14 protein-coding genes are annotated in these 12,885 nt (G+C 69.0%); 8 read left to right on the forward strand and 6 right to left on the reverse strand.

Annotated features, from left to right (window positions below):
- Positions 1–44 precede the first annotated feature (44 nt).
- Positions 45–422, reverse strand: coding sequence for a hypothetical protein (locus tag ACQP1O_RS22830; protein ID WP_433560525.1), 378 nt, complete (start codon positions 420–422; stop codon positions 45–47).
- 205 nt (positions 423–627) lie between these two features.
- Here ACQP1O_RS22830 and ACQP1O_RS22835 point away from each other — a divergent pair, with 205 nt between their 5' ends.
- The 3 genes from ACQP1O_RS22835 to ACQP1O_RS22845 are packed head-to-tail and all read left to right on the forward strand — an operon-like array spanning position 628 to position 3,017.
- On the forward strand, positions 628–1,653 hold the full coding sequence (locus ACQP1O_RS22835; RefSeq protein WP_433560526.1) for a hypothetical protein: 1,026 nt from the start codon (positions 628–630) through the stop codon (positions 1,651–1,653).
- Positions 1,653–1,919, forward strand: a complete 267-nt coding sequence (locus ACQP1O_RS22840) for a DUF5703 family protein (protein ID WP_040857817.1) — start codon at positions 1,653–1,655, stop codon at positions 1,917–1,919. The genes ACQP1O_RS22835 and ACQP1O_RS22840 overlap by 1 nt, the downstream gene beginning before the upstream one ends.
- A gap of 18 nt (positions 1,920–1,937) precedes the next feature.
- The gene (locus ACQP1O_RS22845; RefSeq protein WP_433567758.1) at positions 1,938–3,017 is read left to right on the forward strand and encodes a quinone-dependent dihydroorotate dehydrogenase; all 1,080 of its coding nucleotides are present in this window, start codon (positions 1,938–1,940) and stop codon (positions 3,015–3,017) included.
- A gap of 169 nt (positions 3,018–3,186) precedes the next feature.
- Here the strand turns inward: ACQP1O_RS22845 and ACQP1O_RS22850 are convergent, their stop codons facing one another.
- The 3 genes from ACQP1O_RS22850 to ACQP1O_RS22860 form a co-directional block, all read right to left on the reverse strand.
- On the reverse strand, positions 3,187–3,594 hold the full coding sequence (locus ACQP1O_RS22850; RefSeq protein WP_433560527.1) for a hypothetical protein: 408 nt from the start codon (positions 3,592–3,594) through the stop codon (positions 3,187–3,189).
- Positions 3,595–3,721: 127 nt separating this feature from the next.
- Positions 3,722–4,006 (reverse strand): hypothetical protein, encoded by a 285-nt coding sequence (locus ACQP1O_RS22855; RefSeq protein ID WP_433560528.1) that lies wholly within the window; start codon positions 4,004–4,006, stop codon positions 3,722–3,724.
- Positions 4,003–4,296 (reverse strand): hypothetical protein, encoded by a 294-nt coding sequence (locus ACQP1O_RS22860; protein ID WP_433560529.1) that lies wholly within the window; start codon positions 4,294–4,296, stop codon positions 4,003–4,005. Before ACQP1O_RS22860 ends, ACQP1O_RS22855 begins: the two co-directional genes overlap by 4 nt.
- Before the next feature lie 444 nt (positions 4,297–4,740).
- Here ACQP1O_RS22860 and ACQP1O_RS22865 point away from each other — a divergent pair, with 444 nt between their 5' ends.
- The 4 genes from ACQP1O_RS22865 to ACQP1O_RS22880 all read left to right on the forward strand — a co-directional run bounded on the left by ACQP1O_RS22865 (position 4,741) and on the right by ACQP1O_RS22880 (position 10,008).
- Positions 4,741–6,264 carry a carbohydrate kinase family protein gene (locus tag ACQP1O_RS22865; RefSeq protein WP_433560530.1) on the forward strand — a complete coding sequence of 508 codons (1,524 nt, stop codon included), beginning with the start codon at positions 4,741–4,743 and terminating at the stop codon, positions 6,262–6,264.
- Positions 6,265–6,399: 135 nt separating this feature from the next.
- The gene (locus tag ACQP1O_RS22870; protein ID WP_433560531.1) at positions 6,400–7,245 is read left to right on the forward strand and encodes a GTP cyclohydrolase II; all 846 of its coding nucleotides are present in this window, start codon (positions 6,400–6,402) and stop codon (positions 7,243–7,245) included.
- Positions 7,246–7,322: 77 nt separating this feature from the next.
- Entirely contained in the window at positions 7,323–7,991 is a 669-nt protein-coding gene (ribA, locus tag ACQP1O_RS22875) for a GTP cyclohydrolase II RibA (protein WP_433560532.1), read from the forward strand.
- Positions 7,992–8,178: 187 nt separating this feature from the next.
- Complete coding sequence (locus ACQP1O_RS22880) at positions 8,179–10,008, forward strand: AMP-dependent synthetase/ligase (protein ID WP_433560533.1); 1,830 nt, start codon at positions 8,179–8,181, stop codon at positions 10,006–10,008.
- 202 nt (positions 10,009–10,210) lie between these two features.
- On the opposite strand, the gene ACQP1O_RS22885 is transcribed toward ACQP1O_RS22880, so the two are convergent.
- Positions 10,211–11,518 carry a phthiocerol/phthiodiolone dimycocerosyl transferase family protein gene (locus ACQP1O_RS22885; RefSeq protein WP_433560534.1) on the reverse strand — a complete coding sequence of 436 codons (1,308 nt, stop codon included), beginning with the start codon at positions 11,516–11,518 and terminating at the stop codon, positions 10,211–10,213.
- Between the two features lie 132 nt (positions 11,519–11,650).
- On the opposite strand from ACQP1O_RS22885, the gene ACQP1O_RS22890 reads away from it, so the two are divergent.
- Positions 11,651–12,202, forward strand: a complete 552-nt coding sequence (locus tag ACQP1O_RS22890) for a TetR/AcrR family transcriptional regulator (protein ID WP_433560535.1) — start codon at positions 11,651–11,653, stop codon at positions 12,200–12,202.
- A 132-nt stretch (positions 12,203–12,334) separates the two neighbouring features.
- Here the strand turns inward: ACQP1O_RS22890 and ACQP1O_RS22895 are convergent, their stop codons facing one another.
- On the reverse strand, positions 12,335–12,871 hold the full coding sequence (locus ACQP1O_RS22895; RefSeq protein ID WP_433560536.1) for a YbhB/YbcL family Raf kinase inhibitor-like protein: 537 nt from the start codon (positions 12,869–12,871) through the stop codon (positions 12,335–12,337).
- Positions 12,872–12,885 lie beyond the last annotated feature (14 nt).

The following is a 12,885-nucleotide window of genomic DNA, read 5'->3' on the forward strand; positions in this document are numbered from 1 at the left end:
AGGGTGATTCCCGTGTCACGGACACCCGGTTCCGCGCGGGCGGCTCACATGCCGTCGATGACCGCGCTGAGCCGGCCCAGCAGCGCCCGCACCGTGGTGGCCTCCCGCGGCTGCGCGGCCGGCACCGGCGTGGCCTGCGGAATCAGATCGCGCACCAGCGCCACCACGCTGCGCTCGTCGTCGAGATCGATATCGGTCACCGGCGCCAGCGCCACCGCTTCGACGTCCTCCGGGCCGGGCACGGCGGTGGCCAGCCCGAGCCGGTAGATCTCGAGGGTGAGGGTCGCGCGGTGGGTGCGGAAGGCGAAGGACCGCCCGTCCGCGGTGACCCCGAACCCGTGCGCGTAACGACCCACGGTCACGTCTTCGACGGTGAAGCCCGAAGTGTGGTCGGCTACCAACAGATCTCCCTGATACAGCACGCTTTTGCCTTCCACGGTAACCGCACGGGCCGACAGCGCCACCGAAAGCCCATGTCACATCATGCAAATCGGCCCGGGAGGCGCGCGCCACGCCGCCGCGAAGACCCCCGCTTGTCGGGTGCGGTGACCGATCATGGTCAGATAAGAGAGCACGCATGATTTCGTCGGTCAGTTCGGTCAGTTCGGTCAGTAAGGAGTTCGCTGCATGCGCCGTCGCGGCTGGATCGGTTCAGCCCTCGCGGGTGTGACCGTGGTGACCCTGCTGGCGGGCTGTTCCTCCCAGGAGAACAACGCCGACAACGCCACTCGCGACCCGGCCACCCCCGCCGCCGCGCCCGCGGCCACCGCGGCCCCTGCCGGGGAGGTGACCCCCAGCACCCCGATCTCGCTGCTGGTCTCCGAGCCGGCCACCGGAATCCTGGCCGCCGTGACCACCGTCGGCGACGCGCCCGTACTGCGGCTCACCGATACCGCCACGCCCGGCACCCATCGGACCACCGATGTCCCGCTGCCCAGCAAGGCCGCCTCGCTCGCCCTCGGCAAGCCCGGCGAGGTCCTGGTCGCGCTGCCCGGCAGGATCCTTCGCGTCGACGCCGCCTCCGCCAAGGTCACCGAGATCGCGATCGACGGCGACGTGCACGCGGTGGCGCTGCGCCCCGACGGCTCGCTGGTGGCGGGCCTGGCCAACGGCAAGGTGCTGCTGCTGGACGCGGACGGCACCGTGCGCCACACCATCTCGGGTCTGTCCTCCGCCGATGCCGTCGAGGCCGGCGACGATGCGGTGGTCGTGCTCGATCGCCGCCAGACCGCCATCGTCCAGCTCGACGGCACCAGCAAGCTCGGGCTGTCGCTGCGCGCCGGCGACGGGGCGTCGAACATGATCGGCGACCACTTCGGCCGCCGCATCGTCACCGACACCGCCGGACAGGAACTGCTGGTCTACACCGCCGATCCCTTGGTCCTGCACCAGCGTTTCCCGGTAGGCTCGTCGCCCTACGCACTCGCCTACGATCAGCGGTCCGAGACCGTGTGGGTGACGCTGACAGGCAGCAACGAAGTCGTCGGCTACGACCTGTCGACGGGTATACCGGTAGAGGTGGGGCGCTACCCGACGGTGCGCCAGCCCAACACGGTGACCGTCGACAGTCGCACCGGTGACATGTTCGTGGGATCCGCGACCGGTGACGGTCTGCAACGGATCGGCGCGGACCAGCGGAAGAGAGGGCAGTGATGGCTCGGGCCTCACGATCGGCGCACCAATCGCGCACATTACCGGAGGGCTGGGAGGAATCCAGCGACGAATGGGAATACGTGCCCCTGCGGCTGCCGCCCGGCATCAGCAGGGTCACCGCCTCCATGCGACTGTCCATTCACGCCGAATACGGTGGCTGGGAGTTGTCGCGGGTGCGCGCCTACACCGACGGCAGCCGTCGCGTGTTGCTGCGCCGCCGCAAGACGACCCCCCTGCTATCCCCGACACCCGAGGCGGTGATGTAACCCCCCATGTACGAGCGCCTGTACAGCCTGTTGCTGAAGGTGATGTTCCTGCTGCCGCCGGAACGCATCCACCACCTGGCCTTCGCCGCCATGCGGCTCGCGACCCGCTTCGCCCCGGGTCGTGCACTGACCGGCAGGCTGCTGGTGGCCGACGATCCGATCCTGCGCACCCGCGTGTTCGGCGTGGACTTCCCCGCGCCCCTGGGTCTGGCCGCCGGCTTCGACAAGAACGCCGACGGCGTCGACGCGTGGGGCCCGCTCGGTTTCGGCTACGCCGAGATCGGCACCGTCACCGCCCAGGCCCAGCCCGGCAACCCGGCCCCCCGGCTGTTCCGCCTGCCCGCGGACCGGGCGCTCATCAACCGCATGGGCTTCAACAACTTCGGCGCGGCCGCCGCCGCCGAACACCTGGCCCACCGCCTGCCCGGCGGCGTCCCCATCGGCGCCAACATCGGCAAGACCAAGATCGTCGAACCCGAGGACGCCGCAGGCGATTACGCCATCTCGGCGAAACTGCTGGGCCCGCTGGCCGACTTCATGGTCGTCAACGTCAGCTCCCCCAACACCCCCGGCCTGCGCGACCTGCAGGCGGTGACCTCGCTGCGCCCGATCCTGCAGGCGGTCCTCGACACCGTCTCGGTCCCCGTCCTGGTCAAGATCGCCCCCGACCTGTCCGACGAGGACATCGACGCCGTCGCCGACCTCGCCGTCGAACTCGGCCTGGCCGGCATCGTCGCCACCAACACCACCATCCGTCGTGACGGCCTGCGCACCCCCGCCTCCGACGTGGAACCCCTTGGCGCAGGCGGCCTCTCGGGCGCCCCCGTCGCCGACCGCTCCCTCGAAGTCCTGCGCCGCCTCTACGCCCGGGTAGGCGACAAACTCGCCCTCATCTCCGTCGGCGGCATCGAAACCGCCGACCAGGCCTGGGAACGCATCCTCGCCGGCGCCTCCCTCCTGCAGGGCTACACCGGCTTCATCTACGGCGGCCCCCTCTGGGCCAAACACATCCACCGCGGCCTCGCCGCCAAACTGCGCGCCCACGGCTACACCACCCTCTCCGACGCCGTCGGCGCCGAGCACACGACCCGCGCCTGACAACCGATACCGGCCACCGACCTCGGATGGGCGGCGGCCGCCATCGCTGCCCGCGACGCGCAGGGACCCCGCACACCGGGATCTGTGACGTCGCGCGAAGCGATCGACAACCGCCCGCCGCGTCGTAGGGACGATCGGGTGCGGCGAATCGTGGTGCGGGTCGGGTCGGTCAGGCCCACAGGTGGCGGGAGCGGGCGCCTGTCGTCGAGGGACCGCGGTATGTCCATCCTGCGAGGATCGATTCGGCTCGTTCGTCCTCCTCGTCGGTCTCTCGGGCAGCGTCCTCGCGGTACATCCGCTCGGCCAGGCGTTGCGCCAGCAGGAGTACCGCGCGGTCGACGCCGATGCCGACGCGGGTGGCCAGGTCGGCGGCCCACAGGTGGGCCCGTTCGTCGTAGACGACGGCCGGGTCGGACAGGATTTCGTCCAATTCCATTCCGGCGCGGGCCTGTTCGTGGGTGAGCCGGTGGGTCGGAAGCCAGCTCAGGCGCCAGACCACTTCGCTGCCCCGGTGCTCGCCGATCGCATACTCGGGGCTGATCGTGCTGGTCATGGCGGTGGTGGTGATGTCGATCATGGGGCCCTCCCTCGGCCGTGCACGCGAGCGGCAGGATCGCTGTCCGTTCGCGCTGTGGTGCGCTCGGTCGCGGCCGATGTCCCGCGCCGGGCTGTCTGCTCCCTCATCGAATGCTGGTCGGTTGTGCTCATGCCGACCGCCGGCGCAGCAGAAACATGGCCTGCTCCACCGGAATCCCCAGTTCGCCCGCGCCGGCGATCAGGCGGCCCTGGACGATTTCGTCGCGTGGATACGGATCGACGGCGACGATTTCGGCCAGCACCATGGCCGCCAGCGCCTGGGCGCGGGTCAGCAACCGATCCGGCAGCCAGCTGCACCGCCACGCCAACATCCACCTGTCCGCGACCCGGACCGCGTGCTCTCCGGTGAGGTCGCTGGTCATCGTCCAGTCGTCGGTGGCATAGATGGTCACACGTCCCCCCGCTCCTGCCGGCGCCTGCGGAGGGTGTCGCAGGCTGCTTCCACATCGATGTCGAGTTCGGCGGCGACGATCTGCACTCGCCGCCACACCGTGTCGGAGCCGACCAGCGGGGTGCACAGGATTTCGGTGAGTTCCATTGCCGCCAGCGCTTGTTCGCGAGTCAGCAACGGCCGAGGCCGCCAGCTGAGCTCCCATGCCGGTTCCGGGCAGTCGGGGCGCCGCTGCGCCCATTCGAAGACTGCGATGCTGCTGGTGATCGAGTTGACACTGGGATAGATCACGGTGGCCCCCGGGGCAGAATGTGTGTCGCTCTCGCGCGGCCGCTGGGATGCCGGTACCGGCCGACCCTCGGGAGGCGACCGGCCGGTGGGCGGTCGCCTGCGAATGATGGTGTCGGCCAGAGCGATTGGCGACATGGATGGATGGTGGCGGTCGTGGTGCGGACGGATTCCCGTCCTAGCCGACGGCGACATCGATGTCCTGCTCCGCATCGCACTCGCTGGTCGCACCGCGTCTGTGCCGGCGGATGTGTCGAATCAGTAGAAGCACTCCGGACACCGGACCTCCCGAACCTGCCTGGTGGGCACGGTACTTCGCCACCATCAGTATGGCATTTGCCCGGGCTGTGTGGTTTTTGCCGCTGAGACCCGGCATTTGCCGCTGCGACAACCGGATTGACGTTTTGGCTGTTCACTAAACATGGACGACGGTATTCTTGAGTTCTGATGGCCACCGACAACAATCCCCACGGCTCCGGAGCCGCCATCGTGGCGCCGGACAACGCTGTCTTCGCCGTCGTCGCGGTGCTGAAGAGCCTGCGCACGCGAGCGGGCCTGCGCTCCGGGCGGATCCAGAAGACTCAGGTCGACACCCGAAGTCTGCTGCGGCTCAGCGTGGTTCGCCGCTACGCTCACCTGGGCGGAACCACCTCCGAGGGTGCGCTGACCGAGGCGCTTCGGCACGTGGCATGCAAACTGGACAGCACCGACCGATTGATCGTCGACGCCGAGCTGTGCCTGGGGCTGTTCGGTGATGTCGATCGGCCGCCGGGCATCGATCTCGCCAAGTTGTACGGCGAGAAGCTCATGGACCGCCGCCGCTACCTCACCCTGCACTGGCGCCGGCTGCACGAGGCGGTAGGTGCGACAACGATTCCCGCCGCGCCGAGCGTGCGCACCATCCGCGATGCGCCGGAGGAGAAGGCGTTCACCGCGCTGGCGACCCTGCTGACCTCGGAGTCCGATCCCGAAGCGGCGGAACGGCAAACGGTGACGATCATCGGTGACGCGGTCATGGACATGGCCGTCGAAACGGACCGGTTCCCGGAGCCGGGAATCGATATGTGGGGAGACTTCCGCCGTCGACCGGGCGGGAAGGGGCTCACGCGAGCGGTTGCGCTCTCCCGCCTCGGACTCGATACCCGCCTGCTCACCGCGATCGGTCAGGACAACGAAGGCGTCGAGATTCTGGAATACCTCGCCGAGGAGGGCGTCGACACGAGCCTGATCAAGGTCGTGCCGGGCGCCAGCACTCCGGTGACGGTCGTGATCACACCCCAGGACGGCGAGGACTACACGAACATCGCCGCCAAGGCCGGTCGTACCCAGCTCGCCTCCGCGGACCTCGAGGTCGCCTCCAATCTGCAGGCGATCACCGACGTCACCGCGGTCGTGCTGACCTTCGAGCAGTCGGTGCCGGTCATCGAGCGGGCCCTCGAGGCGGTCAGCGCGCAGAACAACGCCGCCGACGCGGCGAGCTCGCCCTGGCTGATCGTGAACGCGACCCCCAAGCGCCCACTCACGCACGCGATGAGTGTCAACCTGTCGGCGATCGACTATCTGGTGGGTTCACCCGAGGAACTCGCGGCACTGCGTCCCGACGAGCCGCCCGAGACCGTCGCGGCCTGGTTGCTGAAGCGTGGTGTCGGCGCTGTCGTGGTCATCGAACGATCCCGGTGCACGATCCACCACCCGGGCGCGCGCACGGTGGAGGTCTCGCGCTTCGACAACCCGCTTCCGGGTGTCACCGGCGCCGCGTCGGCGTTTTCCGCCGCCCTGACCTTTCGGCTGGTCACCCACGACCGCTCCGCGGAAACGGCCGACTTCGAATGGGCGACAGCGGCGATGGCCGACCTCATCCGGCGGGCCGCACGCGTACCGTCCGGTCGGCCAGCTCCGGACGGCATGCCGTCCGCGGACGCCATCGACGCCTTCGTCGCAGGCAGAGCGGACGCGTCGACACCGCAATGATCCCGTGTGAAACAGGGCGCGGTTGCTGCGACCGATATACGATCGCTCGCGGCTCGTCGTATGCCCGTGATCGGTGATCGCCTCACCACTGTGCATCCACACCACTGTGCATTTCATCCCTGACCGGAGGATCGCTTGACGACAGCGAACGTGCAGTCGCTGCATGACGAGACCGAGCATGTCTTCACCCGCTTCGGCCGCACCATCACCGTGCGGGTGATTCCGCTCGATTCCGACGAAAGTCTCGGTCACGCGCTGGTATTCGGTCGAATCGAACCGGACTGCCTGGTTCGTATTCATTCGCGTTGCCTCTATGGTGACGCCCTGCATTCGGACGACTGCGATTGCGGCCCCGAGCTCGACCTGGCCATGGACATGATCCAGGCCGAGGGCAGAGGGGTCCTGCTCTACCTCGAACAGGAGGGCCGTGGGGCGGGCCTGGTCGGCAAGGCTCGCGGGTACTCGCTGAGTCAGCGCGAGCACCTGAACACGTTCGCCAGCTATGAGCGGCTCGGGCTGTCCCCGGACTCGCGCACCTACACCGCCGCCGCGAAGATGCTGCTGAATCTGGGACTCGCCTCGGTGCGGTTGCTGACCAACAATCCCGACAAGGTCGAGCAATTGCGTGCCGTCGGTGTGAAGGTGCAGCCGGTGCCGCTGCTCATCCTGCCCCGCAATCCCTGGGTGTACCAGTACCTTCAGGCCAAGCGCGAATACCGCGGGCACAAGCTGCCGCACGGCTGGGGCGCCCTCCGCACGCTGCGCGCGTTGTCGAACGCGGCGTTCGCCACCGCGTTCGGCGCCACCTGCGCGGCCGTGGCGGGTGTTGTCGGGCACGGCCTCGGCGTCGAGTGGATCGTTCCGGTGGTGGCGGCCTCGGCGGCCGTCGCCGGACTGGCGGTGGGCTGCTGGGCTCCCCGACGCACCCGGCTACTGCGGGCCCGGGCCCGCCTGATACGGAGTCGCCTCTCCGGGTTCTGAGCTCTTCGTGCAACTCATGTCCTGAAATCGACCGCTCGGCCATAATTGCCAGAGGCAGGGCGGCAGGTGGAGCAGGCGTGAAAGAGCTTCAGGCAACCGCGCATTCGTTGCTCCGGAAGGGGCGTGAGTTGCGGGTGCGGGTGAAGGAAGTGCACGACGAAACCGGTGTCGGGCACATGCTGATCTTCGGGGAGCCGGCGGACGACTGCCTGGTACGCATCCATTCCCGCTGCCTCTACGGCGATGTGCTCGGCTCCCAGGACTGTGACTGCGGGCCCGAGCTCGAGCTGGCCATGGACCTCATCCAGGGTGAGGGCGGGCAGGGTGTGCTCATCTATCTCGAGCAGGAGGGCCGCGGTGCGGGCCTCGAGGTCAAGGCGATGGGGTTGCACCTCGGCGAGGAGACCGGGGCCGATACCTTCGATGCCTATCGCCGCCTGGGGCATCCCGACGACTCGCGCACCTACGACCATGCCGCCTACGCACTGGCCGCGCTGGGCCTGCGGTCGGTGCGGCTGATGACCAACAACCCGGACAAGGTCGCCGCGCTGCGCGACGCGGGCCTGATCGTGGCAGCGGTGCCGCTCGAGACCGAGCCGCGCAGTCCGCAGGCGGCGCTGTACATGGCGGCGAAAGCCAAGCGCCGCAGCGCGTATCCGGGTCATGCCGGGATCGGCGGGCGTGACCCGGCGATCGCGCCGTGTGGGCGCACCGTCGATTCCGCCGCCCGCCACCAGGATCGGTAAATTCGGCCACCGACGTGGCCGTGTAGCCCAGGACACAACTGTGATGATCTGGTTACGATGAGTGAGCCGCGCCACAGACGGCGCGTGGCCATCGCGTGATCGGGTTGGTCGTTCTCTCGGACGTCGGGGTTCGCGCAGGTGGGTGCGCGTGTGGCGGGCGAAGCGAGAGGCAATCGGGAAAAGGGTTATGACGACTGACATCGGGTATGCGCACGCATCTGGGAAAACCGTTCACACGATTCCGCAGGCGTTCCAGGAGACATTGACGCTGCGGCCGGGGCAGGTGGCGTTGCGGACCGTCGGAGGGACACAGCAGATCACCTGGCGCGAGTACGGGGAACGGGTGCGCGCCATCGCGGCGGGGCTGGCCGGGTTGGGGGTGGGGCGCGGGGACACCGTGGGGATCATGTTGACCAACCGGCCGGAATTCAATCTGGTCGATACGGCGGCGTTGCACGTTGGGGCGACGCCGTTCTCGATCTACAACACCAGCTCCGCCGAGCAGATCGCGCACCTGTTCACCAATGCCGAGAACAAGGTCGTGATCACCGAGCCGGCGTTCCTGGACGTGGTGCGCGGGGCGGGGGTGGAGCTGGAACACATTGTGCTGGTGGAGGGTTCGGCGGCGGGCACGGTGACGCTGGCCGAGGTGGAGGCCGCGCCGAAGGAGGACTTCGACTTCGATGCCGCCTGGCAGGCGGTGCAGCCCGACGATGTCGCCACACTGATCTACACCTCGGGCACCACCGGCCCCTCCAAGGGTGTGGAGCTCACTCACACCAATGTGGTGGCCCAGATCGTGGGCCTGGTCGAGGGCCCGCTGACCGTCGGCCTCGACGACCGCTCGGTGTCCTACCTGCCGGCCGCCCATGTGGCCGACCGTATTTCGGGGCACTGCGCCAACCTGTTCACCGGCGTGCAGATGACCTGTGTGCCCGACCCGCGCGAGATCGCCGCCGCCCTGCCCGACGCCCGCCCGACCGCGTTCTTCGGCGTGCCGCGTGTGTGGCAGAAGATCAAGGCCGGGATCGACGCCAAGCTCGCCACCGAGGCCAGCCCGGTGAAGAAGGCCCTCGCCAACTGGGCGCTCGGCGTCGGCGCGCAGGCCGCCCGCGCGGATCTGGCCGGCACCGGCCGCGGCCCGCTGCTGGATGTGCAGCACAAGCTGGCCGATGCGCTGGTGCTGTCGAAGCTGCGCCACGCCCTGGGCTTCGACGAGTTGCGCGTCGCCGCCTCCGGTGCGGCCGCGATCCCGCCCGAGACCCTGGAATACCTGCTGGGCCTGGGCTTCACGGTGACCGAGGTGTGGGGTATGTCGGAGACCTCCGGCGTCGGCACCTACACCCCGCTGGCCAAGCCGAAGCCGGGCACCGTCGGTGTTCCGTTGCGCGGGGTGGAGATTCGCCTGGGCGAGGACGGGGAGCTGCTCGTCCGCGGCGGCATCGTCACCCACGGCTACCGCAAGATGCCCGACAAGACCGCCGAGGCCCTCGACGGCGACGGCTGGCTGCACACCGGCGACGTCGCCACCATCGACGGCGACGGCTACGTCAGCATCGTGGACCGCAAGAAGGAACTCATCATCAACGAGGCGGGAAAGAACCTGTCTCCCACCAATATCGAGAACACCGTCAAGGCGGTGTCCTCGCTGGTCGGCCAGGTGGTGGCGATCGGTGACGCCAAGCCGTTCATCTCCGCGCTCATCGTGCTCGACCCCGACACCGCGGTGGTGCGGGCCAAGGCCCTGGGCACCCCCGACGCCGAGCTGAAGACCCTGGCCGCGCACCCGGAGATCGTCGCCGAGATCAAGGCCGCGGTCGCCGAGGCCAATGCCAAGCTCTCGCGCGTGGAGCAGATCAAGCGCTTCACCATCCTGGATCTGGGCTGGGAGCCCGGCGGTGACGAACTCACCCCGACCCTCAAGCTCAAGCGCAACCCGATCGCGGCCAAGTACGCCACCGAGATCGCCGCGCTGTATCTGACCCCGGCCCCCGACGGCGTGGTCGACATGAAATAGCCCGCCGCCCAGGCGTGCTCACCGCACGCCGGGTGGCGAGAACGAGACACCGAGCCGACTGTGCGCCTGGACATCCAGACCCACAGTCGGCTCGCGCTCTGCGGGGAGATCACCCCGGGGATCCTCGCCGGCCGGAATCCACTGAACCGGAACGGATCCCCGCACGCAGGGTCTCGATGACCACCGACGTGCGGCCGGATCCTCAGCCGCGCAGCGCCGCCGCCCGCGTCACCCGCGCGAGCTGATCGCTCATCGCCTCGGCGACCCGCCCCATCTGGGTGTGGCTGTGCTCGGCGGTGTCGTATTCGACCTGGATCGTCAGCCGATCCCCGACGGTGAAAACGGTCATCTTCGGCGGCATGCCCGCCGCCATCGCGAACACCTCGTCCCGCACGAACGCCAGACTCTCCGGCACCGGATGTGCCGGCAGCCGGCCCATATTCGACAGAGCGATCGCCGGCGCACCCGACAGCATCGCCGCCACCTCCGGCGTCATCGGCCGCTGCGAGGCCCGCATGAACAAGGCCGGGAACCGCGCGTCGAGCATCTGCCGCATGGTCGCGTCGACCACCGCGCCCGGCGCCCGCGGATCGGACTCCCGATCCACCAGCGCCGGGGTTCCCGCCCCGGACGCGCAATTGAGCATCGTCGAGACCGGCAGTCGTGGTGACAGCTCCGGCCGCAGATCCGCGGCATGCCCGCACATCAACGGCAGCGGTCCGTCCTCGGCGAGCTCGGCGCGCACCGCCACCAGTGCCGCGCCCGCCAGCAGACTGTTGACCGAGATCGCCTGCCCGCGCGCCACCTTCACCAGCTCGGCGGTCTGCCGGGCGGACAACTCGATACGCCGCAACGCCAGACGCCCACCGCGATCGCCGGTCCCGTCACCGTCGTGCGGGAGAGTGCGCGGCACGGCCTCGGGCCCGAAGCTCGCCGCCATGTCCAGGACCTGCGCCAGGAACCCATCCACCTCGGCGTCGGTCGTCACCCCTGCCAGCAGCTCGTCGACCCCGGCGAGCAGCTCCCGATCCGAATCCTGCAGCGGCAGCACCGTTCCCGCGACGTGCGCGCTGTAGCGCCGCCACATCTCGTCCAGCAGCGCGAAAGCCGAACGCCCATCGCAGATCCCGTGATGGATGACCAGCACGATGTGGCTGTCGACGGTCCCGCGCAGCAGCACCGCCCGGAACAACCCCGCACTCCAGTCGGGGCGGGTGTTGACCAGCTCCCAGTAGTCGTCGACCTGGCCGTCGCTCACCTGCAACGGCGGCGCATATCCCTCGTCCACCTGGAACCGCGACACCCCGTCGGTGGCGACGACCCGGCTGCGCAGCAGCACATGCCCGGCCGCGAGCTCGCGCAGCACCCGCTGCAGGACGGCGGCGTCGACCTCGCCGCGCACGGTACTGCCGATGAACAGTGGCATGCCGCCGATCGGCACGCTGCCGAGGCGGGTGTCGGTGGCGAAGTAACTGGTTTCGAAGGGGGACAACAGTCGCTGCTCGGTCATGTCGGGGCTCGTACTTCCGTGTGATGGATCGTGCCGAACTCGACCATACACACGTTTCACACGAACGTACAAAACAATTGTTTGAAACGAATGTTACAAACGTCCGTATGGTCCACTGCTAGGCTGGCCGCCGTGGGAACCCGAGAAGACCTGCTCGCCGCCGCCAAGCAGTGCCTGGCCGAACGCGGCTACGCCCGCACCACCGTGCGTGACATCGTGGCCGCCTCCGGCGCGAACCTGGCCGCTATCAACTACCACTTCGGCACCCGCGACAAGCTCATGAATCAGGCCATGCTGGAGTCGACCGCCGCCGCGGTCACCCGCCTGCTGGACTCCCTGCCCGGCGACGAGTCTGCCGACGCGGCCGCGCGCCTGAACACCTTCTGGCACAAGCTGATCGACTCGTTCACCAGCGACCGGGCGCTGTGGGTGGCGAATGTCGAATCGATGGCCCAGGCGCTGCACTCCCCCGCCCTGCGCGCCGAAACCGGTGCCGCCCAGGAACAAGCCCGCGCCGGCCTGTCCCACGACCTCGGCGAGGGTGACCGCGCCGTCGGCGCGGTCCTGCAAACCCTCATCGGCGGACTACTGGTCCAATACCTGATCGACCCCGACCACGCCCCCTCCGCCGAAGATCTCGCCACCGGCCTGCGCGGCCTGGCCACCCTCTCGTCCCCCGACTGACTCCGGGATGCCGCCGGTGGATCCGGCGCCGGCGAGCGCGGCCGCAACCGTGGGCTGCGATCGCGCGCCTGTCGAAACGACTGTGACCCCGAACGAGTTGCTCGGGGCCACAGCGATTTTCGGCGTGGACGCCTACTTCTGCTCGTGGGTGCCGATGATGGTGGCACGGCCGATGGCGTTCATGAACAGGTTGAAGCCCAGGTAGGCGGGCGAGGCGTTCTCGTCGACCTCGAGCCGCTCGACGCCGACGGCGTGCACGACCACGAAGTAGCGGTGTGCGCCGTGCCCGGCGGGCGGGAACGCGCCGGTGTACTCGTGCAGGCCCGCGTCATTGCGCAGGTGGATGGCGCCGGCCGGCAGGGTGCCGCCGTTGCCGGCCTGCCCGCTCGCGAGGCTGGTGGTGGTGACGGGGACATTGGCGAGGACCCAGTGCCAGAAGCCCGAGGCGGTCGGCGCGTCCGGGTCGTACATGGTGATGGCGAAACTCTTGGTCTCGGCCGGGAAGCCCGACCAGCTCAGCTGCGGCGAGATGTCCCGTCCGCCCGCGCCGCCCAGCGCGCTGACCTGATCCAGGTGCAGGGGCTTACCGTCGCTGATATCGGTGGAGGTCAGGGTGAACTCGGGCAGCTGCGGCAGCGGCGCGTAGGGATTGTAGGAGTAGTCGGGCACGAGCAGTCCTTTCG

Source organism: Nocardia sp. CA-151230 (assembly GCF_050942175.1).
Classification (GTDB): Bacteria; Actinomycetota; Actinomycetes; order Mycobacteriales; family Mycobacteriaceae; genus Nocardia.

Coding starts and splice junctions, on each gene's coding strand:
- ACQP1O_RS22835 (WP_433560526.1), top strand. CDS start 628: ATGCGCCGTCGCGGCTGGATCGGTTCAGCCCTCGCGGGTGTGACCGTG.
- ACQP1O_RS22840 (WP_040857817.1), top strand. CDS start 1,653: ATGGCTCGGGCCTCACGATCGGCGCACCAATCGCGCACATTACCGGAG.
- ACQP1O_RS22850 (WP_433560527.1), bottom strand. CDS start 3,594: ATGATCGACATCACCACCACCGCCATGACCAGCACGATCAGCCCCGAG.
- ACQP1O_RS22865 (WP_433560530.1), top strand. CDS start 4,741: ATGGCCACCGACAACAATCCCCACGGCTCCGGAGCCGCCATCGTGGCG.
- ACQP1O_RS22880 (WP_433560533.1), top strand. CDS start 8,179: ATGACGACTGACATCGGGTATGCGCACGCATCTGGGAAAACCGTTCAC.
- ACQP1O_RS22885 (WP_433560534.1), bottom strand. CDS start 11,518: ATGACCGAGCAGCGACTGTTGTCCCCCTTCGAAACCAGTTACTTCGCC.